Annotated in this window: 29 protein-coding genes, 1 other RNA gene and 1 pseudogene; 5 read left to right on the top strand and 26 right to left on the bottom strand. The window is 57.2% G+C overall.

Going from position 1 to position 21,756, the window contains the following annotated elements; all coding sequences use genetic code 11:
* Positions 1–341: 341 nt before the first annotated feature.
* The 10 genes from G5193_RS21210 to G5193_RS21255 all read right to left on the bottom strand — a co-directional run bounded on the left by G5193_RS21210 (position 342) and on the right by G5193_RS21255 (position 6,798).
* Positions 342–1,640 (bottom strand): DUF935 domain-containing protein, encoded by a 1,299-nt coding sequence (locus G5193_RS21210; RefSeq protein ID WP_421207283.1) that lies wholly within the window; start codon positions 1,638–1,640, stop codon positions 342–344.
* Positions 1,640–3,193: a terminase large subunit domain-containing protein gene (locus G5193_RS21215; protein ID WP_421207285.1), complete on the bottom strand. Its 1,554-nt coding sequence runs from the start codon at positions 3,191–3,193 to the stop codon at positions 1,640–1,642. The genes G5193_RS21210 and G5193_RS21215 overlap by 1 nt, the downstream gene beginning before the upstream one ends.
* Complete coding sequence (locus tag G5193_RS21220) at positions 3,193–3,768, bottom strand: DUF3486 family protein (protein WP_058059546.1); 576 nt, start codon at positions 3,766–3,768, stop codon at positions 3,193–3,195. The genes G5193_RS21215 and G5193_RS21220 overlap by 1 nt, the downstream gene beginning before the upstream one ends.
* Before the next feature lie 2 nt (positions 3,769–3,770).
* Positions 3,771–4,067 carry a hypothetical protein gene (locus G5193_RS21225; protein ID WP_058059547.1) on the bottom strand — a complete coding sequence of 99 codons (297 nt, stop codon included), beginning with the start codon at positions 4,065–4,067 and terminating at the stop codon, positions 3,771–3,773.
* A complete protein-coding gene (locus tag G5193_RS21230; RefSeq protein WP_081042918.1) occupies positions 4,064–4,366 on the bottom strand; it encodes a DUF2730 family protein in 303 nt (100 codons plus the stop codon). The genes G5193_RS21225 and G5193_RS21230 overlap by 4 nt, the downstream gene beginning before the upstream one ends.
* Complete coding sequence (locus G5193_RS21235) at positions 4,347–4,574, bottom strand: TraR/DksA C4-type zinc finger protein (protein ID WP_076495051.1); 228 nt, start codon at positions 4,572–4,574, stop codon at positions 4,347–4,349. Before G5193_RS21235 ends, G5193_RS21230 begins: the two co-directional genes overlap by 20 nt.
* Positions 4,575–4,584: 10 nt before the next feature.
* Positions 4,585–4,806, bottom strand: coding sequence for a hypothetical protein (locus G5193_RS21240; RefSeq protein WP_058059549.1), 222 nt, complete (start codon positions 4,804–4,806; stop codon positions 4,585–4,587).
* Positions 4,799–5,101, bottom strand: coding sequence for a hypothetical protein (locus tag G5193_RS21245; RefSeq protein ID WP_421207288.1), 303 nt, complete (start codon positions 5,099–5,101; stop codon positions 4,799–4,801). The genes G5193_RS21240 and G5193_RS21245 overlap by 8 nt, the downstream gene beginning before the upstream one ends.
* Complete coding sequence (locus G5193_RS21250) at positions 5,098–5,673, bottom strand: glycoside hydrolase family 108 protein (RefSeq protein ID WP_227094952.1); 576 nt, start codon at positions 5,671–5,673, stop codon at positions 5,098–5,100. The genes G5193_RS21245 and G5193_RS21250 overlap by 4 nt, the downstream gene beginning before the upstream one ends.
* A gap of 696 nt (positions 5,674–6,369) precedes the next feature.
* Entirely contained in the window at positions 6,370–6,798 is a 429-nt protein-coding gene (locus G5193_RS21255; protein WP_319890200.1) for a Mor transcription activator family protein, read from the bottom strand.
* A gap of 223 nt (positions 6,799–7,021) precedes the next feature.
* Between G5193_RS21255 and G5193_RS21260 the strand changes: the two genes are divergently transcribed.
* Positions 7,022–7,555 carry a hypothetical protein gene (locus tag G5193_RS21260; RefSeq protein WP_005353386.1) on the top strand — a complete coding sequence of 178 codons (534 nt, stop codon included), beginning with the start codon at positions 7,022–7,024 and terminating at the stop codon, positions 7,553–7,555.
* On the top strand, positions 7,555–8,919 hold the full coding sequence (locus G5193_RS21265; protein WP_421207291.1) for a hypothetical protein: 1,365 nt from the start codon (positions 7,555–7,557) through the stop codon (positions 8,917–8,919). Before G5193_RS21260 ends, G5193_RS21265 begins: the two co-directional genes overlap by 1 nt.
* 51 nt (positions 8,920–8,970) lie before the next feature.
* On the opposite strand, the gene G5193_RS21270 is transcribed toward G5193_RS21265, so the two are convergent.
* From G5193_RS21270 to G5193_RS21325, 12 genes are all read right to left on the bottom strand, one after another.
* Positions 8,971–9,420: a gp16 family protein gene (locus G5193_RS21270; RefSeq protein ID WP_421207293.1), complete on the bottom strand. Its 450-nt coding sequence runs from the start codon at positions 9,418–9,420 to the stop codon at positions 8,971–8,973.
* Entirely contained in the window at positions 9,420–9,686 is a 267-nt protein-coding gene (locus tag G5193_RS21275) for a hypothetical protein (RefSeq protein WP_337072324.1), read from the bottom strand. Before G5193_RS21275 ends, G5193_RS21270 begins: the two co-directional genes overlap by 1 nt.
* Positions 9,673–9,930 (bottom strand): hypothetical protein, encoded by a 258-nt coding sequence (locus tag G5193_RS21280; protein WP_060585863.1) that lies wholly within the window; start codon positions 9,928–9,930, stop codon positions 9,673–9,675. Before G5193_RS21280 ends, G5193_RS21275 begins: the two co-directional genes overlap by 14 nt.
* 45 nt (positions 9,931–9,975) lie before the next feature.
* Positions 9,976–10,045: hammerhead ribozyme type II (locus tag G5193_RS21285), an RNA gene on the bottom strand.
* A gap of 7 nt (positions 10,046–10,052) precedes the next feature.
* Positions 10,053–10,247 (bottom strand): hypothetical protein, encoded by a 195-nt coding sequence (locus G5193_RS21290; RefSeq protein WP_005345945.1) that lies wholly within the window; start codon positions 10,245–10,247, stop codon positions 10,053–10,055.
* A gap of 14 nt (positions 10,248–10,261) precedes the next feature.
* The gene (locus tag G5193_RS21295; RefSeq protein ID WP_421207295.1) at positions 10,262–10,882 is read right to left on the bottom strand and encodes a DUF3164 family protein; all 621 of its coding nucleotides are present in this window, start codon (positions 10,880–10,882) and stop codon (positions 10,262–10,264) included.
* Positions 10,883–10,892: 10 nt separating this feature from the next.
* Positions 10,893–11,072, bottom strand: coding sequence for a hypothetical protein (locus tag G5193_RS21300; RefSeq protein WP_005353400.1), 180 nt, complete (start codon positions 11,070–11,072; stop codon positions 10,893–10,895).
* Positions 11,073–11,091: 19 nt separating this feature from the next.
* Positions 11,092–11,340 (bottom strand): hypothetical protein, encoded by a 249-nt coding sequence (locus tag G5193_RS21305; RefSeq protein ID WP_013723693.1) that lies wholly within the window; start codon positions 11,338–11,340, stop codon positions 11,092–11,094.
* 56 nt (positions 11,341–11,396) lie between these two features.
* Positions 11,397–11,948, bottom strand: coding sequence for a transcriptional regulator (locus G5193_RS21310; protein ID WP_005345956.1), 552 nt, complete (start codon positions 11,946–11,948; stop codon positions 11,397–11,399).
* Positions 11,932–12,510, bottom strand: a complete 579-nt coding sequence (locus tag G5193_RS21315) for a hypothetical protein (RefSeq protein WP_049790200.1) — start codon at positions 12,508–12,510, stop codon at positions 11,932–11,934. Before G5193_RS21315 ends, G5193_RS21310 begins: the two co-directional genes overlap by 17 nt.
* A 69-nt stretch (positions 12,511–12,579) precedes the next feature.
* Entirely contained in the window at positions 12,580–13,302 is a 723-nt protein-coding gene (locus G5193_RS21320) for an AAA family ATPase (RefSeq protein ID WP_029300291.1), read from the bottom strand.
* Positions 13,303–13,344: 42 nt separating this feature from the next.
* Complete coding sequence (locus G5193_RS21325; protein ID WP_421207297.1) at positions 13,345–15,558, bottom strand: DNA-binding protein; 2,214 nt, start codon at positions 15,556–15,558, stop codon at positions 13,345–13,347.
* Positions 15,559–15,965: 407 nt separating this feature from the next.
* Between G5193_RS21325 and G5193_RS21330 the strand changes: the two genes are divergently transcribed.
* The gene (locus G5193_RS21330) at positions 15,966–16,712 is read left to right on the top strand and encodes a LexA family transcriptional regulator (RefSeq protein ID WP_421207299.1); all 747 of its coding nucleotides are present in this window, start codon (positions 15,966–15,968) and stop codon (positions 16,710–16,712) included.
* 276 nt (positions 16,713–16,988) lie between these two features.
* Here the strand turns inward: G5193_RS21330 and G5193_RS21335 are convergent.
* The 4 genes and pseudogenes from G5193_RS21335 to fadR all read right to left on the bottom strand — a co-directional run.
* Positions 16,989–17,270, bottom strand: a pseudogene (locus G5193_RS21335) (AEC family transporter); the annotation flags it as partial.
* Positions 17,271–17,282: 12 nt separating this feature from the next.
* Positions 17,283–17,840, bottom strand: coding sequence for a YaeQ family protein (locus G5193_RS21340; RefSeq protein ID WP_005336887.1), 558 nt, complete (start codon positions 17,838–17,840; stop codon positions 17,283–17,285).
* Positions 17,841–18,027: 187 nt separating this feature from the next.
* A complete protein-coding gene (locus tag G5193_RS21345) occupies positions 18,028–18,168 on the bottom strand; it encodes a TIGR02808 family protein (RefSeq protein ID WP_005345965.1) in 141 nt (46 codons plus the stop codon).
* A gap of 265 nt (positions 18,169–18,433) precedes the next feature.
* Entirely contained in the window at positions 18,434–19,147 is a 714-nt protein-coding gene (gene fadR, locus G5193_RS21350; protein WP_026034983.1) for a fatty acid metabolism transcriptional regulator FadR, read from the bottom strand.
* A 333-nt stretch (positions 19,148–19,480) separates the two neighbouring features.
* Here fadR and nhaB point away from each other — a divergent pair, with 333 nt between their 5' ends.
* Positions 19,481–21,061 (top strand): Na(+)/H(+) antiporter NhaB, encoded by a 1,581-nt coding sequence (gene nhaB, locus G5193_RS21355; protein ID WP_421207301.1) that lies wholly within the window; start codon positions 19,481–19,483, stop codon positions 21,059–21,061.
* 98 nt (positions 21,062–21,159) lie between these two features.
* On the top strand, positions 21,160–21,681 hold the full coding sequence (dsbB, locus tag G5193_RS21360; protein ID WP_005336895.1) for a disulfide bond formation protein DsbB: 522 nt from the start codon (positions 21,160–21,162) through the stop codon (positions 21,679–21,681).
* Positions 21,682–21,756 lie beyond the last annotated feature (75 nt).

The following is a 21,756-nucleotide window of genomic DNA, read 5'->3' on the forward strand; positions in this document are numbered from 1 at the left end:
TCAGAAAGCCTCGAGTGTAACGGTAACCAGGAGCTGGGGAAGTCATGACTTGCTCGTTGATTTGGGCAACAACGCCTGCTTAACCCTTCCCGACCTGACATTCAAGCCTCGCTTTATTTTTCATCACTAGCACATCACAGTTTATTCGTAGGAATGTTGGTTTACACACCTGCTCTCTCGTTTGGATTCCGAGTCTAACCCAATGAGATTATTGCGAAAAGCGTCGCAGCTCACTTCTTTATCAGGATAGAAACGCGTACGCACAGTTTCACACCTTCCAATTTTTACACTTTGCGCCCCCTCACCCCAACCCTCTCCCGCAAGGGGAGAGGGGGTTGCCATCACCCCTCCCCTTTATCAGCTGGCGGTTTGCTGACCGACGTAGCGGCAACCAGTTGCGGCTCATCGGGTTCAGCCTGCGGGATCTGCATCTTCTTGTGAGCCCAGTCGAGCGGGATGCGCATGCCGCAGGCGGCCAGCTTGGGCAGGCTGTCGGCATAACGGCAGATATCCTCCGGCTCGGTCACATCAAACTCCAGCCGGGGGCTGCGGCGCGGGCCCTGATAGCTCTTGCCGTTCAGGGCATAGAGCGGATAGACCAGATCGCGGGTCAGGGTGGCGGCCAGCTGGCGGAGATCAGCATCCCGTACCTCCTGGCGCACCTCGTTATGAACATTACCCAGGGCATTGGTCGAACTCTTACCATCAGCCTGTGAGGTCAAGGTGCCCCCCAGAATGGCCTTGCTCATGGAGCGCTCGCACCACTCCATCATCACCACGAAGGGATCGGCCTGACCACTGGCGGCGTTCTGGAACTCAATCTCCATCCCGCGCGGGATAATGCCCCCTGCGTTATGGCCGATGGAGAGCACCGCCTGCAGCAGGGTGGCCTTCTCTTTTTCGGTCGCCCCTTCCGGGTATTTGCCCAGCCGCACCGGCAGGCCGTAGATTTCCAGAAACTCCGCCAGATCGCGCACGCTGTAGTTCTTGAACAGGAACGGCCAGACCAGGGTGCGGACAAGGCCGGTGCGAGCCAGATACCCCGATTTTGACTTGGCCTTGTGCAGCAGCCAGCCAAACGGGTTGAGGGCAACCCCTTCTTGGCTGCCGTCTCGCAAGCGCAGCTGATTGCGATCGTCCGGGTGGGTCTGGAACCAGGCAGGGTCGCGCCAGATGATACCCTTGGGGATTTGCAGCCCCTCGACCATCTCCCAGCCGCTGAACTCCTGGGCACTGAACCCCTTGAGGATCCCGTCGGTGGCGTCAAAGATGGCATCATCCAACCAGGTGAAGTCCTCCAGCAGCTCCCGGATAAGCTCGGCATCACGCTTCTCGGCCGGGGTGGCGTTGCGGGGTGGCTCGATTGTCCAGCTCACCCCAAGCAGGGCACGGCGGCGTTTGCCGAGCTCGCTCTGCAGGTGGGCATCCTTCTCCTCCATGTCTTCGGCCAGCTCGCACTGGGCGATCAGGCCACCCTCCTCGGCCTCTTTCAGCGCCGCAGCCGCTTTGCCTGGGGTCAGCCCGATGGTCGGATGATCGCTGTAGTGACGGCGCAGCTGGGCCAACTTGGCATCGTTCTCGGTCTGCGGCTCTTTTTCCAGGCTCATGGCTTTGCCATGGATATCAATGATCCTGCCCATTACCAGGCTCCTCGCTCATATCGGTGATAGTCATCGTTGTTGTCGCTGCCATGGTCATCACGTTTACCTGGTAGTGGGGTGAACTCGATGGCGCCCCCCTCCATCCAGCTGGCCCGCACCGCCATGGCCAAGGCCACCGCAAAGTCACCGTGGCGCTGTTGGCCCCCTTGGCCGGTGTTCTTGCCCTTGTCGATCTTGGGGATGCCGTTGATGACCTGGATTTTCCCCAAGTCATCCTGCACGTCTGCATGGCGCGGGATGGTCAGGTTGCCATCCTCAAACTCTGCCTTGAGCTTGGGCATCCACTCCCGATACCAGGGGTCATTGAGCATCACGCACTCGATCATGCTGGCGCCCCAGCGCAGTCTGGCAGCCTCTGCCAGATAGCCGCCGTTACCGGTGGCATCGAAGGCCGCCGCCGTGAAACGGTGCAACCCCTGCAGCAGGTAGAACAGGATCTGGCGCTGACTCTCATAGGGGGCATTGACCAGCTCCACCACAAATGGCACCCGTTTGCGCAAGTTGGTTGCAATGGAGAGCGGCACGAACACCGACAAGTCCCCCTTGCGGGCGAAGTCCTCTCCAAACGCATGACGACAACTGTGATCAAGCGCTTCCAGACAGGGCTTGAGGTTCTCCTCGCACCAGATATCCACCAGCGCCTTGCGGGCCTCCTCGCTCGAGAGCTCGAAGTCTTTGGGGGCGGTAAAGCGCAGGATGGGGATATCCGGTTGCATCGCCCGTTCGATCAGGGTGCGCTTGATATAGACGCCACTGCTCTGCTTGGGTACGCAGAAATACTCCTCAAGGGCATCCTCTTCGGTGGCGGTGGCCTTGAGCAGCCCCGCCTTCCAGGCGTCTTCGGCTTCCTTTGTCCAAAGGCCACCCTTGACCTGGCAGATCCGGCGATAGAGTCCCTGGCGGCAGGCATCGTCCAGGCTGATGGTATGGATGGAATACTCTTTGCGGCCCGCTCGGCTGTCGTTTATCAGCTGGTTAAACAGGTTATCGACACCGTTATGGGTACTGATCAACCGCACCTTGGCGCCCCACATGGTCAGCGCCATGGCGGCCTTCAACACTTCGGCCAGTCTGTCGTGGAATGCGGCCTCGTCGATGGTCACATTGCCCTGCATTCCCCGCAGGTTGGAGGGGTTGCTGGAGAGCGCCTGCACCTTGAAGCCAGAGGCGAAATAGACCACGAAGGTGAGGATCGCTTTATCCTCATCGTCGGTGAACACCTCCTCCTGGATCTCACCGGCCGCCTTGTTGTACGCCTTGGCCCACATCGCCACCGCATCGATAAACTCGCGGGCCATCTCCTTGTTACTGCCCACATAGAAGTGGTGGCAACCCCCGGCCGTCTTGGTCTTGGATGCCGTCAGGGCAGCGTCAGCTGCCTCTGCCCAGGTGATACCGGTACGGCGGCTCTTCTCGGCGATCTTGAGCGGGCTCTCGTCGGCAATCCAGATCCGCTGGTACGGCAGCAACACCTCGTCGGGGTTGTATTCGGTCCCCAGGGTCTGGGCCAACTGCTGGGCGATCGTGCTCATCAGGCAATCCCCAGGATTTCGCGGCGTATCTCGGCGGCGGCTTCACCGCTCAAGCCCGCCTGAGTCACGATGGCTTCAGTCTTGGCGGCGATCTCTTCGGCAAATGCCTGGCGGATCTCCTTCTCCCGCTTATGACTCTGCATGGCGGTCGATTCGAGCCGCTGAGCCGCCAGCATGGCGTTTTTCAACATGTCGATATCCACCGCCTCCTCCGGGTTCTGCACCTGAGCCAACATCGCCTTGAACAGCTGGGAACGACCCAGCTCCAGAATGAGCTTGGTGGTCTCCCCCATCGGCTTGTCGCCAAGCTGAGAGGTCAAGGCGGCCGTGGTTTCACGCAAATCCCGCAGGTGCTGGCCGACCTGTTCAACCTGGCTGGCATGACGGCTCAACCCGGAGCGGGAGAGCTTGAGATCATCGGGCAGCCCAGCCTCCTCGATCAGGCCGTTGATCTCATCCAAGATGGCGGCCTGACTGTTGCCTTTGTCCCGCAGCATCTCGTTGAGCGCGTTGCGGATAGACTCAGGCAGCAGCCACACCTTGCTGGCGCGGCCTCGGGTCGGTTTCTCGGCCATGCTTAATCCTCCGCTCGGGGCTTCTTGACGCCGGGCACCGTTGCCCGGCCCTCTGCCGCGTCCTGGCCACGACCGGTCAAGTGAGCCACCTGCACCGTGGCCAGTCGCTCGATGCGCACCAGCCCCTGCTCTTCCAGCCAGGCCAGCAGGGTCTTCACCCGATCCCGCGTCACCCGGCCGGTACCCAGCTGGTCGAGGCAGTCATTGAGGATTGACTCGTTGGCGGCACCACCGATATCCAGCAGGGAGCGCAGGATCACCAGCCGCTGCTGGGCGTCCAATATCGCTTGAATACTCATGCCTTCTCCTTGAGTTCATTTTCCAACAGCAGATCGGCAAGGCGACGGGCTTGGCGCAGCTCCGGCTTCACCTCCCGCAACTCCCCCCGCAACTCGCTGATCTCCAACTGCAGCTTGTGCAGCTCACGCTCGCTCGGCAGGTCAGCCAGTACCTGCTCCACCCGCTGGACTCTCTGCACCAGGGCAGTGAGGTCTTCGCGCTTGGCGTAGGTTTTGGAGAGCAAGATGATGACCACCAGACCCACCAGGCTGGCCAACGCATAGAGCGGGCCCCAGTTCTTAACGATGAATTCCCACACGGGTCGCCTCCTTGCGCTCATACAGGGTCTGGCACTCGATACAGCGCTCGGCACCAGGCTCGGCTGCAAGGCGGGAGGGCGGGATGGCTTCGTCACAATCGCAGCAGATACCATCGCCGTGTGGCCTTGCCCTGTTCTGGTGGGCTTCGATAATGCGCCCAGTCCGATCGGCATCGGCCTGCTGGGCGCGGTCTATGAGGTTTGTCACATGACCTCTCTTACTTGACGGTATGAGTCGCCTTGATGCGGCCCCAGATGGCGAGCAGGCCACCCACCGCACTGGCCAGATCCACCAGGGTGGATGCCAAGCTGGCTTGGGTACCCGCATCGACCGGCACACCGAACAGGCCCGCAATACCGGCCCCCACGGCAATCACACCACCGATCACGGTGCGGCTTTTGAAGGCAGACTTCGCTTGAGGTAACAGAGAATCAGGCATGATGGACTTCCTTTTGTTGAGGTTGGGAATGACGGGCACGGGCCCGCAGGCGATCCAGTTCGGTCACCGAACGCCACCCTTTCTCGAACAGGGATTGACGGGTCTGGTGGTGGCTATAGAGCGGGATCGCCTTCGGGTCAGCGATCTGATTGGCCAAAGCGGCCTTGAGATGGGCTTTGCGCCCATCCTTGAAGCAAGCGAGATAGCGGGGGTTCTTGAGCTCAGGAATGCCAAAGTAGCCCGCAGCCTGGATCGCGGCCGTCGCCTTCTGTTGCTTGATGGTCAGCACGCTCATGCCACCACCTCGCCAACCACGTCGGAAAGGAGGTAGCTCTGCAGACGCAGCAGCCGGTTGATCCAGCCATCGGCATTGGCCCACTGGCTCGGGTCTTTGCGCACAATGCCGTGCATGAAGCTGGCCCGCTGCATCATCAGCGCCAGCAACAACTGGCCCTCGCCCTTGGCCCCCAGTTGCTGCTTGAGTCTGCCAATCGACACCGGGCCAAGGCGACCATCTGCCATCACCCCCAAGACCTGCTGCAGCTGTTGGATGGCGCGTTTCGGCCCGTGATGCACCGCTGCATCAAACACGGCGATAGAGAGTGCCGGACTTAAGCTCGCAATCAGGTCACAGCGGGCGGGCATCCAGTAGTTCTGGCGGTAAAAGGGCTCGGTATGGGCCGGAGTCAGATCACCGATAGCGATATCGGGTACCCCATCCCGATCGAGGTCGGCCATGCCGTCCTTCTTGCCATCGGCGGCATCGGCAATGCCGTACTTGGTATGACCACCACGGTCGGCGGGATGGTTGACTTCGCCCCCTTCCACATCGGGACGAAGCAGCCATTTAAGTGCGAGTGATAACATAAAGGCCCCTCGGTGAACTGCGTTATCAGCAGCGTACCGAGGGGCCTCTATGGCATGGGTTTATGGTGGGTTACATGAATGCAGCTATCTTAAAACCACCCTTTCAATCTGTGAGGTTCTCACGTTGTACCAACATTGATAGTACATTTCTTTCCAGGCACCAAATCCATTTTGGGCCTTCAACGCCGAGCCGTAGTACACGACAACGTTAGGCGGAATCCCCCACATGTAGTCAAATTCAAAAAGCGGTTTGCCAAACAGGCTGTCCGTCCATTCGTAATCGTACCGAGCCCTGCTTTCAATACTATGTTTGCAAGGAATCAGAGCATCAGACCTGGCCTTGTCAGCAAAGCACTTTACATCCTCACTGCCGCAACCAGACACGGGGGATGATGTGCTGACTGGGGCATCCATAACCGGCTCGGGTTCAGATGCTCTAGCTGAGTATTCATCCTTCATGGCTTGAATGGCGTTGCTATGATCGACCTGCTCTTTGTCACATGGCCAATAGTCCACCCATTCCCCATCGCATTTATACTTTACGGCACCAACCGACGCGCCTGCCCACAGTACCCCAGCGACCAACCACATACACCTTGTCACACGCACCTCCTTGTTGGAAATTCAGGCTAAAACATCAGAGCCAAAAGAGAAACCCCGCCGCAGCGGGGTTTCTCTTTAATGTGAATCGCATCTCTATTGATAGCCAAACAGGTCAGGTTGATGGCGGCGGCGGGTCAGTTCGCGCTGTTCGGCCACCACCGCATAGGTCTGTGGCACTGAGAGACCATGCTTACGGGCCAGCACATCGATATTGCGGCCGTTGAACTCATCCCAGATAGCCCTATCCCGCAACGCAGCTTTGAGATGATCCCCGGTGGGGATGTAGTAGGCACGGCCCCCCATGTAATGGGCCTGTACCAGCGCCAACTTGCGGGCCTGAGCCTTGGCATGTTCTTGTGCCATCCCTCCTCTGACCAACTCGCAAGCCAGCACATCCACCAGCTCGCTCAGGGCTTTGGGCCATTTGGCCGTCAGTTCGGAGGCCGGGATCTGGTCGAGACGATCGACCAGTTGCCCCAGCGAGGCGTGATCATCGGCAAAGAGATCCTGATTCTGCTCCATGACTCCCCCGGCAAAATAGAAAAAGTGGTGTGCCGATTAGAACACAGGCCATTTTATGCGCACATTAGTTGCACTGCAGCCAGGCTGCCATGGAACCAACTGCCATGTGTGAGTCCCTTACCGTGACCGAATTAACAATGTCATCAATTTGCCATTGAACAGGTATGAATTGGGTATACATTACTTCTCTGCGTGTTTTTTTGTAGCCATATGGAGATATGTGATGAGTAAGGAAGCTATCTATAAAAATCTGGAATCTTTGGCACCGGTCGTAAAGGTACTCGGGGAAGTGGACAAAGCCTTAAACGATAAGGAACGAATTGATTCTGACAGTGATGATATCAAGGAAGTGCTGGCTGCCGCTGGCGGTGTCGGTGCCGGTGCGGGTATTGGGTTTGCAGGTCTTTATTTCGGCGGCGTAACTGGTCTCTCCGCTGCTGGCATTACCTCTGGTCTGGCTGCAGCAGGTGGCCTCGTGGGTGGCGGTATGGCTGCAGGTGTAGCTGTTCTGGCGGCACCTGCCGTGCTGCTGGGTGTTGGCGCTTACGCTTTCGTATCACAACGTAACAAACGCAAGTTGAAAGAAAAGAAAGAGATGTTGCTGCAAGAAGCGATGAAAAAGCAGAACGCCATCATTTCAGAACTGCGCAAATCCTCAGACGACAACAAAGCAAGGGCAGACTATCTGACCAAACTCAACACACTCCTGCAATCAATCATCATTGACCTTGAGGGTGACTTGAAGGTGGCTGCCTGATGAGCAATGACAAGGGTGATTATCTCACCGATGGATTGAGGGTTGCAGTTCATCACAAGCAAATGCTTGATCAACTGGGCTCCGAACATGATGAACAGCGTCATAGCCTTGATGCTGCGATCGACTCCAGTGAAGCCTTGCTCCGACGCTTGGGTAAGGCATTACCGGTAAAGGACTCTAGCACGTCAAACTCTTTGCACGTAATTATCCCTGTCAGGACAAAATCATGGGAAGAAATCCTTGCAGAGGCTAAACAAGCAATACCTGGTGAGGTCGATTTTAATGATGTACTGACGCCAGCGGAAATTGATGCTGTATTGGCAAAACATCAGAAACTCGGTGAGCACCTGGGTTGGCTCGGCAGCCTTGATCGATACGATGTTGCACTGGCTGTTTCTGCGGGCATCCTCTCCGGACTTATCGATATCTTTCTTGTCCAAGTGCCCGCACATCCGGGGTTTTTGGGTAGCCCTGCTTCGGAAGGGGGATGGCTATCCAACAAGGTCAAGGAGCTTTTTGGCGAAGTTCTGCCACCAGAAAAGATCAAAGAGCTTGAGGGGTTGTACAAAGTCTCTTTCGATCCCTCAACTAGCAAAGGTCTGGAAGAAGCGGTTGCTGGATTGGGCCCTCGCACCCATCGTTACCAATCATTGGGACATGACCCCATCCTAGGTTTCATTTTTGGGGTCAAAGATGTGTTGTGCGGTGAATTTACTGCCATTGATAAGTTTGGCAACGTGATTGTCCAACAAACTGCTGCGCCATTACTGGAGGGTGAGCATTTTATTATTAGGCTCCTGGAGGCCATCAGAAAAGTTGGCGGTCATCTGGCATCAGATGTAGCAACATCAGCAGGCCTGCCCGCCCCCCTGATGCCCCTCCTCTCTTTTTTTCAATTCGGAACGATAGGAAAGCAAGGCTACACCATCGCAGAAGTTGCAAGACAGATGTATCGCAGTGGATATGACCTGCGTCATTTCATTGCGGCATCAGTGCCATTGGCGATCAGTGAATTGATTGTTCGGCTTGGCTTTATGGTGAGAAAGCTCAATGCGGGAGCGACACTGGCCGAGGCATTTCCCAATGCAGCGCATCCGCAACTTCGTCGCCAGCTGCTGATTGCACATGGGGTGGCCGGTGTGATCAATGCAGGCAAAGTGACAGTGACCAGCAACCCCTTATCTATTAGCTGGCCACTTGTTTTAACGCTGCTGCGCTATGGTATGCCAGAAATGATGTATTTGATTTATGGTCAAGAAAAAGAGAGAGCAAAGCTGGTTGAGACCGAGATAATGGATGACTACAGAGCCATTCATCAGGAGCTGGATACACAGCTTAAGATGCTCCCTCACATCGTGATATAGGCTTGGTAAAATGCAGCCCCGCATCGCGGGGCTTTCTTAAAGGTAAATCTATTATCTTGCAGACCACTTCTTCAGCGCCTCCAGCACTTTGACTGCCAGAGGCGCATCCAGCCAGCCCACCTCGGCCACCCCTACCCCGCCGTTTAAACGGGCAGTCATCCGTTGCACCCAATGGTTTAATGCGGTTTCCGAGCCATCCCTGACGATACCAAGGCGGGCCATCTCGCACCAGATGGCCCTGATCTTGGCAATTTCATTGACCCTGAGATGGCTACCGGTCGCCGGACTCAGCCGTCTATTGGCTGCATGGCGAGCAGGCTTGGGAATAAAGCCCGCCGCCTTGAAGGCGGCCAGCACCTGTTCCAGCTCCTGCTCGTTCAATAGGGCGGCGCTGCGCTTGCCGGTATGGCTAGCCAACAGGTCGCGGTAACACTCGTCATCGAGCGCCAACGCTCGGCGCCCCACCTGTACCAACCGGATCAGTCTGCTGCGTTTATCCATCACCTATCTCCTCCCCGTTCTGCCTTGCTGTCATGGTGCTGCCCGGCCACTCTCAGCTGTTGGTAGTGCTCATTGAGGCACCCCCGACACCAGCTGGAGAGCAGGGTGGGATCACTCGCCACACCGAAAAACTCGGTATCCCATGGCCAGAACTCGCCACAACGGGGGCAACGCTGCTCCAACCCCAGTTCGGTGATACAGGCCCGACCGCTTTGCAGGCGGCGAGCCAGAATGTGGGGGGCCAGCAGGGGGCTATAGATGGCCATGGCGATCCCCGGTTTCGTGTACCCCACCACCATCTCTGGCCGATTTGGCCTGCTGCAGTTCGGCCACCAGTTGCCAGCGCATCTGGCAGGCTTCTCCGGCCAGTGCATGAAAGCCACGGGCGCGCGCCTCTTTATCAAACTGCTTGAGCTGTTTGCACACAGCCCGTTTCTCAGCCGCAACCAGTGCAATGGCTGCGCTGCTGAATATCTTGGTAAGCCGAATATCCATCTCTGTTTTGGTCATCGCCGTGCTCCTTGTATCAAGACGGTGAAGACCTGGGCCCAGATCGTTTGGTTGCTCATCAGTACCCGGCCACCACACCGGGTAGACAAGGCGGCATTGCCGCCCTGTTTCGCAGCGGGCCATTACTCGAACTGCAGTGGCGTCACCCCTTGATACTCCTCGGCATTGAGGGGGGCAGGCCCCAGCCCCAGCGCCCAGAGCAGGGCGGCCTTGATGCCATCTTCATAGGTGTCGTCGGGGTAACAGGTGCCCTCGGTTTCGGTGATCTGCTCACAGAGCAGCAGTTGCTCTTCCGCTTTTTCCACGTTGATTTCCACCGCGTATTCCTCCTTCACAACTTGGCCAGATCCAGGCTCATCTGGATGTAACGCCCGTGGGCGTCACGCTCATAGAGCCGCAGATATTGGCTGGTACCGGTCACCTGGATGGCATCGACAGCAGCTTGCATGGCCAACAGCCAATCCGGGTCATCGATATTGAGCTGGCGCAGGGAGAGCACCTGATTTACGTCGATATGACCGCTCTTGGATACCCGAAAGGCATGGTCTACCAGGGCTCGGATCTCGCTGCTAGCGCCATCGCTCCAGCGGGCGATGCACTGGTCAATCAGCGCTTTGGCGGCCTGGATCCGTTCATCAAATTTGCGGTGCTCCCCCACCGCCCGAATAAGCTTGTAACGGCCATCAAAACTGAGCAGGGTCACGTTGCCCTTGATACCGCCCAATGCCACGCCGTACTGCTCGGCGGAGAGATCAACAAAGTCGGCGATCTGTTGCATGGCGCCAATCTTGAAGGCAGCCAGCTGTGCGCGCTGCTCGCGGGCAGCAGCGATAATGGCCAGCACCACTTCATCGCGCAGCTTGTCTGCCGGGGCGATCAGGCTTTCCGGTACCCAGTGCCCCTGAGCGTTCTGGCGCATCGGGGTGGTACTGCTGGTTTGTGCTTCTTGCATGGGCTTCTCCTTAATGGATCTTGTTGCTGCCAGGCACCGGAGGGCACATCACGGCGCTGTACTGCTCTGTTGTCGCGCTCGCCAGCTCCTCTTGGTGGGTCGCGCTGCAGAATTCGAGAAACTTGGGTAACTGGCGCAGTACCACCCGCGCCAGCGCCTCGTCTTCTATCTCAAGCTGGATCTTGCTCATCTCATCCCCCTTGCCGGTTTCAGGATTCTTGGCGCCAGTGCAGCAGGCACCCGCCAAAGCGCACCAGGGCGACTTCACGCACCACGCCCGCCAGACATTCACGGCTCAACACGGCGCGCGCCTGCATCTCTTTGGGCAGTGGCCCGGTAACCGCCAGCAGCGGGGTATGGCAAACCCGACTGGTGCGAACGTCATATCCCTTGGCCGTCAGCCAGTGGCTGAGTTGCTCGGCGGTCTTTTGCAAATTGCTGTGCAGATACTTTTTCATCCCGTTCTCCTTGTGATCTCGTCACCGGGCCCACCGCGAAAGAGCCCTGCCAACCCTTATTTGCCTTCTTGCTTGTCGAGCAGCCGGTTGTATTTGATGGCCATGATTTTCAGCTCTTCGGCCAGCAGTTCACTTAGAATGCGCAGGCTGCTGCTGGCATTGTCGCCATCGCTTTTAGCCTGACGGCGCAATCTGGAGAGGGTTGCCTCGGCGTCATAGCGAGCCATTTTCTGCGACCCTTTGCCCTGCTCTACCGATAACCGCATCGGGCGGCGCAGTTGCTGCGCCTCGGTCAGCTGGCTATGGGGGCAACCGCTGCGGCATGCCTTCCAGAGCTTGATATCCATCGGACTGCTGCCCACTTCGCTCGGGCCACGGCGTTGGTGAGCGAGACACTGATGCGCCGGGATATCCCCCAGAATGGGGCACCTCACTTTGTTGCCCATCAGTGCCCCTTCCACCAGGGTCTGTACCCTTGCCATATCGCCGGGATACTTTTCGTTGCAGACCTGGCTGATGGTGGTGCGAGAGAGCCCAAGCTTCTCGGCCACCTGGGCCAGCGAGCTGGCCGCCACTTCGGCCTGCAACACCTCAAGCCACGTTTCCATGTGTCTCCTCCTCCCGTTGGAACGGGTATAACTGCTGCTGGTTTTGATCCCAGCAACCATGGTCACGACACAGCGGGGCATAACGGCCTGTATCCCTGACCAGCTGATAGCGTCCTGTCAGGCCGTGTCTGGCGGGAACAGGCAGCAAACTGTCAACTTTGAACAGAACTTTGACGTAACCGGCTTTCACCAACCTATCGGTGTAAAACCAGGCTTGTTTCTGACCCGTCTCTGCCGTCAGCATCAGGTCTGTCAGGGTGAAGAAGCGGCTGATCTTCATGGTGTTCCACATTTTCTGTTGATTGGTTTTGCGCTTGTTCCGGCATTTTGGCCGCTTCTGGCCACTGCTTTTGCCAATCGGTGGTACGTATTGGGCGCTAACCACTTTGAAATAGGCCGGGCGGGATACCACGCCGTCCGGGTGTTTAATGAGGTGGCCAGCGGCCAACCAGTCACGCACGACCTTGTAGATATGTGCCTCCGACATTCCCGTCACGGCTATCACGTCCTTGATCAGAAAAGTCTCTTGCTGGCACATCCATTCCCAGGCTTGCAACGTCATTAGCGTTGCTTTTGTATCAACCACTGGAATCACTCCCGTGCTTTGTTTTTATTGGCTGTAGCCTGACGGCTAGCGGCTGCGACGCACGTCATGGAGCAGCTCGCTGGCGTCAACGTCCTCCAGCCGGATAATCCGGGCATCGGAGGCCATCGCCATTTTTTCAATCTTGTCGAGGGCCGAGACGATGGTGCGCACCACGCCGTTGGAACGCTTGCGGATCAGATCCAGCAGTGCATCGTCGATCTCCACGTCCACCTCCAGCATTTCGCTGGCAATCAGGGACACGTCATCGAGATCGGCCGGTTTGAATTCGATCCACTGGGAGATGCGGTTAAACAGTTGCTTGCGCTGGCTGATCCGACGGGCAATCTCTTCCATCCCGACCAGGATCAGGGGTTGTTCGGTGGCATCGTAGATATCGCGCAGGGTCTCCATGATGCGGGCATTGCCGACCACGTAATCGGCCTCGTCCACGAAGATGGCCAGCTCTTCGGCGCGCACGGATTCGATGATGCTATCGACCTGAGCACGCAGGTTGTGGCGCTGGGGAATGCCGATCTCTTTGGCAATCTGCTCCAGCAGGCTGGTCACCGTGTCGGCCTTGTAGCAGCGGACATAGATGCCGTTCACTTCGTCCTGGTTGAACAGCCATTCCACGGCGGTGGTCTTGCCAAAGCCGGAGGGGCCATGGATCAGGCCAATGCCTGGCACTATGCTGGAGCGGTTGAGCAAGTTGTCGAGCAGCTGCTCGGTCTTGATCATGTTTTTGACCTCAACGATCTTGTGTTTCATAGTGGGTTTGTCCTTTGTTTTTGGGCCTTTTCGGGCTACTCGCTAACCTTTTGCCTGGGTGCGGCGGGTAGCCCGAACTTCATCCAGATGGCGGTTAATGCGTTTTGCCATCAGCTTGTGGCTGTAGAGGTATCGGGTCAGCCACTCCTTCTCCCGCCCTGTCAGCGGGGTATCCAGCTCCCGCTCTGCCAGATAGATGGCTTGCTCATACTCGGTCTTGAGTGCTCTCGATTCCTGCCCTGCGGTGGCTTGCGCCCGCTGTGCTTTCGCTTCTCGTCTGGCTTCTATGGCGGCCAGTTCTGCCGCATTGAAACGGGCGGGTTCAGCGGGCGTTGAGACCCCGGTGAGCGCGGCCAATGCCGGGTTATCGAGGGTGAGATCGCGCCGACTGAACGCTTCAATACCCTTGGCCTGATCGACGAAGTGGCGCACCACATCCTGATGGAGCTGGTCGATGCCAAAGGTCTTGGCAAGGTTGCGCATCTCGCGGCGAAAGCTGGCCAACGCCTTGGCATCGGCTTTTTTGGCCGCCCGGAAGGCATCGGGGCTGATGCCATTGCCCAGCAGATCGATGTTGATGGCCTCGATCCGCTCGCTCCAATCGCCGGTGCGGTACAAAATGGCGCGGCCCACATCGCTCGGATCGAGAAAGACGCTGACCCGCTGGCTCTTCCAGTTGTGCTCCAACAGTTCGGGGGCGCTGTATTTGAGGCCACCGGCCTTGATAAAGCCTTTGGAGACGGTCGCCTCACCGATATGGTTGAGCAGCAGATCCAGCGCAGCTTCATCGGGAATGGCGCGGCGCTGGTAACGAGCCAGCTGGTACTTTTCATTGGGACTGACCCCGAGGGCACTGTGCTTGCGGTTGTGGTAACGGGCATCGAGCCAGTTATCGAGCAGGGTTTGCAGTTCGGCGGCCGTCATGGCCAGCTCGTAAATCTCTTTTTGTGCATCCGGTTTGCGCTTCTCCTCCAGCCGCTGGGCAAAGCTCTTGCGCGCCTCGATCACCTGACGGTCTGCCACGCAGTGGCCGATATAGGAGGGCAACAGCTCGATCAGGCCATGGCTCAAGGTGCGGAAAAAGCGCTCGATATGGGGTTTCTCCCACCCTGAATAGGCGTTGGAGCGGCTGACGTTCATACCAAGCAGAGTGCAGATGGACATGACCCGCTGGCTCACGTAATCAGAGCCGTTATCAGTGCGCATCACGCCGTTATCGTTGAGCGTGCCCCAGGCCAGCAGGGTCTTGCGCAGCAACAGGCAGATCCCCTCGCTCGATGAGCTCTTGGCTACAAGCAGACGGACGCGGCGGGTATACACATCGATCACCGCGATGATGCTGTGACGACCATCCACCAGCATGGCATCGACCGGAGTGCTATCGAACTCCCAGACGTCGTTGGGCTGGGCCATCCAGGGGTACATCTCCTCGATCGCGCTGCGGTATTTGTTGTTGTAGGCATCCGGGTTGGTGGTATAGGTAAACGCCACCTTGTTCTCTGCCAACCATTTCACCATCCAGCGACGCAAGGAGGATTGGCTGGGGATCTGCCATCCCAGCTGATTCATTTCGCTGTATTGGCTAGCCAGTTCGTGCAGTGCCCCCCACTTGTTGGCCAAATGGGGCTTGGTGGTGACCAAGGCGGTGAGAAACTGGGCCAGATCCGGGCTCTGTTCGACGGTTGATGGCCGCTCCCGCTGATAGTTGCCAGCCAGGGCTGCGGGGCCTTCATCCGCCAGCGCACTTTGCCAGCGGCGCAGGGTGATCAGACTGAATGGCTTTTGCCTTTCATAAACGCTGACAGGCAGGGCGAGAGTGCGGGCACGGTATGCCTCGATAAAGGCACGGCGACCCACCTCCCCTTGCTGGCAAGCGTGATAGGGGGCCAGGAAGATATCGGCAGCCTGCAGGATGAGCAGTCTGGCATCGACCTTCTGGCGAGGCCCCTCCCCCAATGTCAGCAATTTGCGGCCTGCCTCCGGTTTGACCGGCACCTCACGCGCCAGCAACTTGGCCATGGCCTTGCCACCCGCTGCATGGTCGGTCACTGCATGGCCTTGTGCGGCCACCGCTTGTTCTGCCAGGTAACGACGGGTTTCAATCGGCAGTGAGCCAATGTGGTATTCAGCCCCTTTGCCTTTCTCGCGCTTGCGGCTTTGCCACTCTTCACGCTCGGCCTTTTTGCGCACACCATCGGGGTAAGCGGGCATGCCGACCAATCCGGCCAGCGCCTGGGCGGTGTACCAAGTGCTCATTGGTCACCTCCCAGCAGATCGATCCCCAGCGACTCGGACAGCAGGGCCATGATGGCGCGGCTTTCCCGACGCTTGGGGCTAATCCCTCTGGCCGGAGCATAGTGTTTGATGCAACGCTGTACGGCTCGGGGGTGCAACCCTTTAGCACGGGCCCAAGCAGCTTGGGAATATCCGCATTTTATGAGCTCAGCCCTGATCCACTCTGGTGTTTTCCCTGACATACTCACCCCGTTTCGGTATCATCAAGTGTCGCAGTGCGTATCTTTATCATTCATAAAAGAATGATTTTATGTCGCGATGCGTCACATATGAATGATTGATCACCCCAAAAAGATTAACAAGTCTTTTTGTGCGGAATTTTTTGTCTATCGACTCACCAGCATTAGCCACTAGCGAGAATTCCTTGTATGTCAGAGCGTTATGAAGAAAAACCACAAGCAGTACAAAAAGACGGTGAGGTATCTTTTCTGACGGCGGGAATGGATACTTTGAGTGACCGTCTGGATGAGCTGCGCGGGAGCCTGAGCTACAAGGCATTTGCCGAACTGGTGGGAATGAGTGAGTCGGGGATACGCAAATACTTCCCTCCGTTTAATTCACTGCCCACCATCGACAAGGCGCTGCGCATCGCGCGGACGTTCAATGTGAATCTGGAGTGGCTGGCCACCGGTCAGGGCCCAAAACACCCGGATGGAATGGCCGAGCAGATGGTGCAACGTGAGGAGTTTGATGAGGAGTACGCGCTGATCGACGGCTACCATGTCACCGTCAGTACCGGCCATGGTGCGTTTAATGATGATCATGAGGTTAAACGCAAGCTGGCCTTTCGCCGCAAGTGGCTCACGTTTCGCAAGTTAAACCCGGATAACCTGGTGGTGGTCTTCGCCAAAGGCGACAGCATGGAGCCCACCATCCACTCTGGTGACTCTATCCTGGTCGATATCAGCAAGAATCAGATCGAAGATGGATCCATCTTCGTGTTGCGCCTGGGGGAAGAGCTCTACGCCAAGCGCCTGCAGAAAAACTTCGATGGCGGGATCACCATCATCAGCGACAACCGCGATGATTACCCCCTGCAGGTAGTTCCAGCCAACCAGCTGGAGAACTTGGCCGTGATCGGCAAGGTAGTCTGGGCCGGGCACGATTTCTTTTAACGAGACATGCTCACAAGTGAGAGAGTCTCGCTTGTACAGCCCTTAAACCCAGATTTAAACCACTACTAGCGGTCACACAAAAGAAAAAACAGGCGCCAGCCTGTTTTTCATTTTCAGCGCATCCCAATCGCCTGAGCGTACCAACTTTTCATTTTGCGGTTAAACGGCTTGGTTTAACCGCATCACGCCACAAGCCCCGCCATTCCTGAGTTTGTCCCGCCATATCCCACTTGTTTCCACCAGCTCCCGGTTTTTCATTCTTGGTGGTGGGTTACACAAGATCAGCGCTGCCCGCTCAATCCCTTTGAGTTTGATCAGTGCGAGCAGCAGACCGGGTAACAGGATAACCAGCGCCCCCGCTGCAATCAGCGGCAGATGCTCCGCCAGCGCCAGCGGGTACTTGACCAGCGCGGAGAAGACCAGCGCCGGGGTAAACAGCTCAATATTGGCCCGATTGACGTAACCGAGAGCGGCCCCCGGTCGCAATCGCCCGTAGAGTGCGCCGAGACCGACCACACCGAACACCGGGATGACGATATTGAGCAGGGCGCTGAACATGGGCGGCGTCCGTTACAATTCGCGGGCCGGTTTGCCCATCAGCACCACCGGATCTAGCGTCACTTCCAGTGCGCCGTTACTGACCCAGAGCTGACCATCGGAGATAGTGCAGGTGAGCTGCATGGTGCGCTCGACCATAGCGGTCAGCGGTAAAGTCTGGCTGTCGGAGAGTTCGATGATGCTGAGGTTGTCATGCTGGCTCAGCTTGCCCTGGTTCTGCTTCCACCAGACGCTGGTGCCACGACCGCCGTAGAGATAGAGCACCACCTGACGGGCGCGGTTGCAGGCTTTTTTCAGCCGTTTTTCATCGGGTTGGCCCAACTCGATCCAGAGCTCTATTTCGTCCGAGTAGTTCTTGCACCAGAGCTCGGGTTCATCATCGGCGCTCAATCCCTTGGTGAATTCCAGTCGCTCGGCGGCGTGCCAAGCAAAAGCCGCCAGCCGGATCATCATCCGCTCATCGGTTTCGGAGGGGTGGCGTGCCAGCGTGAGGGAGAAGTCCTGATACAGATTGCGATCCATATCAGACAAACTGATCTGGGCCTTGAATACAGTTGCCTTGAGAGCCATAGAAAACCTTGAACACCTGATAAGAGAAGGGTGAGTGGGAAATACGGGCGCCAGTGTAATCAAAATCGGCGGCAGGTTCGACCATACTGACCAAAGATTTCCCCTTCACTGCCGGGATAAGTGCTTTAAAAGACACAAAAAACAAATGCCAGTCCGAAGACTGGCATTTGGCGGCATGAGAAGCGACTCACTTCTCGGCGGACTGTACCCCGAACGCGTTCAGCAGCATGCAACAGGTCACTGCCACCGCCACGAATCCGCTCAGAAAGATAAAGGGCATGGCCCCGTATCCCAGTACTGTCCAGATGGTGTGTTCAAGAAGACTCATTGTTGTGTCCTTCATCCGGTGAAAGGTGTGTTCCTTCTGGCGGATATTGGCTCCGCTCTTGATGCCTCCATTTGACCTCAATCAGCGGTTGGGCCCTATGCCACCAAAGTGATAAATGCAGGGTTCATTTGCGCTGGATCAAGCTTTTTGGCCAAATATCCATGCAGTTCAAGCAATTACCATCACCAATCTAGGATAGACACAAACACGGCAGAATAAAAAAACGCGCCGGATGGCGCGTTTCTTGGAAAGCACAGACAAGGGATCAGTTGTCGCACAGATCGCTTGGCATGTCCTGACGCAGGCGGGTCCAGAGCTTGCCGGACTCGATACCGTACTGACGCACCGTCATGAACACGGCTTCGTGGTTCTTGGTCTCCGCCAGATTGAGCAGGGTCTTGTAGTAGGCATCTGCGGTCTCGCGGGCCTGCTTGTCGGAGAAGTAGTAGCTGCCGACCCGGCTGTACAACCCTTTGAAACCGTTCAGGATCAAAGCATAGATCGGATTGCCGGAAGCAAACGCCAGCTGGTGGTGCAGGCGATAATCGAACTCGGCATAAGCCTGGGCGTTGTTCTCGACCCCATCGGCGCCACGCAGGATCTCGGCGGCCTGTTCCGGATTGTGACGGATCGCCCCGCGGATAAAGATGGTGCAGATGTGGGTACGGGCGGAGAGCAGCTGAGCTATCAGATCAGGTACCTTGTCCTGATCCAGACGAGCCAACGTCTCCAGAATATTGAGGCCGGAGGTTTCCCAGAAATTGTTCACCTTGGTCGGCTTGCCATGCTGTATGGTCAACCAGCCATCACGGGCCAGTCGCTGCAGCACTTCGCGCAAGGTAGTCCGGGTCACCCCGATCAACTCGGATAATTCACGCTCGGCGGGCAGAATAGATCCGGGAGGAAAGCGATTGTTCCAGATGGACTCGATGATGTATTCCTCGGCAAACCCAGCTGGGCTCTGCGCTTTTATAACCATGAATTGACTCTGTTGTAATGCGTAAAAAGGCTGACGAATGATATCAAAGCGATGATGGCTGGCAAGCATAAGGTCAGTCCTCTGCTCACATATGGCAAATATAGTGTTGGGAATATGTATCTAATCGCCGCAGGGGAGCCAGCCAACCCCGACAAGGTGGTTATAAAACAGACACATGGGCAGAGATCCATCGGCTATCATTTATAATCGTCACGCTTTTTGATTAAAATCACGAGGAATCAGACAGATAAAGGCCAACATCCGGAGGCACAGGTCGAATCATCCTTGACTGCATAGAAGCAGATCCTAACAACAAAGTTGAGACCCATTATCATGCCAATAAGCCTAGGGCAGGCATTCGCCAAGAACTTCTTGGGCAATGCACCACAGTGGTATAAAAGCGCCATCTTGCTATTTCTGGCGATCAATCCGGTCGCTTTCTACCTTGATCCTTTCATTGCGGGCTGGTTACTGGTCGTTGAGTTTATCTTCACCCTGGCCATGGCCCTCAAGTGCTACCCCCTGCAACCGGGTGGCCTGCTCGCGATCGAAGCCGTGTTGATCGGCATGACCTCCGCCGATCAGGTCAAGCACGAGCTGGTCGCCAATATCGAAGTGCTGCTGCTGCTGGTGTTCATGGTGGCAGGCATCTATTTCATGAAGCAGTTGCTGCTTTATGTCTTCACCAAGCTGCTGATCGGCGTTCGCTCCAAGATCCTGCTCTCCCTCTCCTTCTGTCTGGTCTCCGCCTTCCTGTCAGCTTTTCTCGATGCACTGACGGTCATTGCCGTGGTGATCAGCGTTGCCACCGGTTTCTATGCCATCTATCACAAGGTCTCTTCCGGCAAGGAGTTTGGTCACAGCCATGACCATACCGACGATAAGGAAGTGGCTGAGCGCAATCGCCAGGATCTCGATGATTTTCGCGCCTTCCTGCGCAGCCTGATGATGCATGCCGCCATCGGTACCGCGCTGGGTGGTGTCTGCACCCTGGTGGGCGAGCCGCAAAACCTCATCATCGGCGAGCAAGCCAGCTGGAACTTCGCCGAATTTGCCATTCGTATGTCACCCGTCACCGTCCCCGTCTTTATCTGCGGTCTGCTGACCTGCGTGCTGGTAGAGCAGTTCCGCTGGTTTGGCTATGGTGCCCGCCTGCCGGACACGGTGCGTGCCATCATGGAGGAGTACAATCGCTACGAAGAGGCAAAACGCAGCCCGCAAGACAAGGCCAAGCTGATCGTTCAGGCGTTGATTGCGGTCTGGCTGATCGTCGGCCTGGCCATGCACCTGGCAGCCGTTGGCCTGATTGGCCTCTCGGTTATCGTGCTGGCCACCTCCCTGACCGGGATCACCGAGGAGCACTCGCTGGGTAAAGCCTTCCAGGAGGCACTCCCCTTCACCGCCCTGCTGGCAGTCTTCTTCAGCGTGGTCGCCGTCATCATCGATCAGCAGCTGTTCAAGCCGGTGATCCAGCTGGTACTGGCTGCCAAACCGGAGAACCAGCTGGCCCTCTTCTATCTGGCCAACGGGGTGCTCTCCATGGTCAGTGACAACGTCTTTGTCGGCACTGTCTACATCAATGAGGTGAAGACGGCCATGCTTAATGGTGCCATCGACCGCGCCCAGTTCGATCTGCTGGCGGTAGCCATCAACACAGGTACCAACCTGCCGTCGGTCGCCACTCCCAATGGTCAGGCCGCTTTCCTGTTTATGCTCACTTCGGCATTGGCGCCGCTGCTGCGTCTCTCCTATGGCCGCATGGTCTGGATGGCGCTGCCCTACACCCTGGTGCTGGGGCTGATCGGCTTTTTCTCTGTCGAATTGCTGCTTGGTCCTGCCACCGAATGGTTCTATCAGCACGGATGGCTGGTGATGGAGAGTGCGCTGCCAGCGGTACAGCCGGCGCTGCATTAATCCATTGAGATGGTTTCCGAGGGCCCTTTCAGGGCCCTTTTCTTTTCTGCCCCGCTCTGCTCTAATTCAGCCACTGTTTTTTCTGAGAGATCAATGAGATGATCGAGTTTCTCCGCCGTATTGCCGCCCATCGGCTGGCTTGGGGCCTGTTGGCAGCATCAGCCCTGTTCCTCGAGTTGTGCGCCCTCTTCTTCCAGCATGTGCTGGGCCTCTCCCCGTGCGTGATGTGCGTTTACGAACGGTTGGCGACCCTGGGTGTGCTGGCCGCCGGTCTGCTCGGCATGGTGGCGCCGGATAAATGGTATGTTCGCTGGAGTGCCATGTTGCTTTGGGGCTACAGTGCCTTCCGCGGCTTCCAGCTGGCCCTCAAGCATGTGGACTATCAGGTTAACCCCTCCCCGTTCAACGTCTGCAGCCCGTTTGCCGACTTCCCGAGCTGGGCTCCGCTCGATCAGTGGCTCCCCTGGCTCTTTATGCCGGAAGGGGATTGTGCCCAGATCACCTGGCAGTTCTTCGGTTACTCCATGCCCCAGTGGCTGGTCGTCATCTTCGCCGCTTACCTGTTGGTCTTCACCGTAGTGGCCATCGGCAATCTGGTGAAAGGGCGTTGCTGCAACTGATCATCATGGCCGTGTGGAGATAAAAGGGGGGAGCCATTATGGCTCCCCCCTTTCTCGTTCTGGCTGACCGTATTT

This window comes from Aeromonas sp. 601027, from assembly GCF_049174455.1.
Classification (GTDB): domain Bacteria; phylum Pseudomonadota; class Gammaproteobacteria; order Enterobacterales; family Aeromonadaceae; genus Aeromonas; species Aeromonas veronii_A.

Coding starts and splice junctions, on each gene's coding strand:
- G5193_RS21210 (WP_421207283.1), bottom strand. CDS start 1,640: ATGGGCAGGATCATTGATATCCATGGCAAAGCCATGAGCCTGGAAAAA.
- G5193_RS21215 (WP_421207285.1), bottom strand. CDS start 3,193: ATGAGCACGATCGCCCAGCAGTTGGCCCAGACCCTGGGGACCGAATAC.
- G5193_RS21220 (WP_058059546.1), bottom strand. CDS start 3,768: ATGGCCGAGAAACCGACCCGAGGCCGCGCCAGCAAGGTGTGGCTGCTG.
- G5193_RS21225 (WP_058059547.1), bottom strand. CDS start 4,067: ATGAGTATTCAAGCGATATTGGACGCCCAGCAGCGGCTGGTGATCCTG.
- G5193_RS21240 (WP_058059549.1), bottom strand. CDS start 4,806: ATGCCTGATTCTCTGTTACCTCAAGCGAAGTCTGCCTTCAAAAGCCGC.
- G5193_RS21245 (WP_421207288.1), bottom strand. CDS start 5,101: ATGAGCGTGCTGACCATCAAGCAACAGAAGGCGACGGCCGCGATCCAG.
- G5193_RS21250 (WP_227094952.1), bottom strand. CDS start 5,673: ATGTTATCACTCGCACTTAAATGGCTGCTTCGTCCCGATGTGGAAGGG.
- G5193_RS21255 (WP_319890200.1), bottom strand. CDS start 6,798: ATGGAGCAGAATCAGGATCTCTTTGCCGATGATCACGCCTCGCTGGGG.
- G5193_RS21260 (WP_005353386.1), top strand. CDS start 7,022: ATGAGTAAGGAAGCTATCTATAAAAATCTGGAATCTTTGGCACCGGTC.
- G5193_RS21265 (WP_421207291.1), top strand. CDS start 7,555: ATGAGCAATGACAAGGGTGATTATCTCACCGATGGATTGAGGGTTGCA.
- G5193_RS21270 (WP_421207293.1), bottom strand. CDS start 9,420: ATGGATAAACGCAGCAGACTGATCCGGTTGGTACAGGTGGGGCGCCGA.
- G5193_RS21275 (WP_337072324.1), bottom strand. CDS start 9,686: ATGGCCATCTATAGCCCCCTGCTGGCCCCCCACATTCTGGCTCGCCGC.
- G5193_RS21280 (WP_060585863.1), bottom strand. CDS start 9,930: ATGACCAAAACAGAGATGGATATTCGGCTTACCAAGATATTCAGCAGC.
- G5193_RS21295 (WP_421207295.1), bottom strand. CDS start 10,882: ATGCAAGAAGCACAAACCAGCAGTACCACCCCGATGCGCCAGAACGCT.
- G5193_RS21300 (WP_005353400.1), bottom strand. CDS start 11,072: ATGAGCAAGATCCAGCTTGAGATAGAAGACGAGGCGCTGGCGCGGGTG.
- G5193_RS21305 (WP_013723693.1), bottom strand. CDS start 11,340: ATGAAAAAGTATCTGCACAGCAATTTGCAAAAGACCGCCGAGCAACTC.
- G5193_RS21310 (WP_005345956.1), bottom strand. CDS start 11,948: ATGGAAACGTGGCTTGAGGTGTTGCAGGCCGAAGTGGCGGCCAGCTCG.
- G5193_RS21315 (WP_049790200.1), bottom strand. CDS start 12,510: ATGACGTTGCAAGCCTGGGAATGGATGTGCCAGCAAGAGACTTTTCTG.
- G5193_RS21320 (WP_029300291.1), bottom strand. CDS start 13,302: ATGAAACACAAGATCGTTGAGGTCAAAAACATGATCAAGACCGAGCAG.
- G5193_RS21325 (WP_421207297.1), bottom strand. CDS start 15,558: ATGAGCACTTGGTACACCGCCCAGGCGCTGGCCGGATTGGTCGGCATG.
- G5193_RS21330 (WP_421207299.1), top strand. CDS start 15,966: ATGTCAGAGCGTTATGAAGAAAAACCACAAGCAGTACAAAAAGACGGT.
- G5193_RS21340 (WP_005336887.1), bottom strand. CDS start 17,840: ATGGCTCTCAAGGCAACTGTATTCAAGGCCCAGATCAGTTTGTCTGAT.
- G5193_RS21345 (WP_005345965.1), bottom strand. CDS start 18,168: ATGAGTCTTCTTGAACACACCATCTGGACAGTACTGGGATACGGGGCC.
- fadR (WP_026034983.1), bottom strand. CDS start 19,147: ATGGTTATAAAAGCGCAGAGCCCAGCTGGGTTTGCCGAGGAATACATC.
- nhaB (WP_421207301.1), top strand. CDS start 19,481: ATGCCAATAAGCCTAGGGCAGGCATTCGCCAAGAACTTCTTGGGCAAT.
- dsbB (WP_005336895.1), top strand. CDS start 21,160: ATGATCGAGTTTCTCCGCCGTATTGCCGCCCATCGGCTGGCTTGGGGC.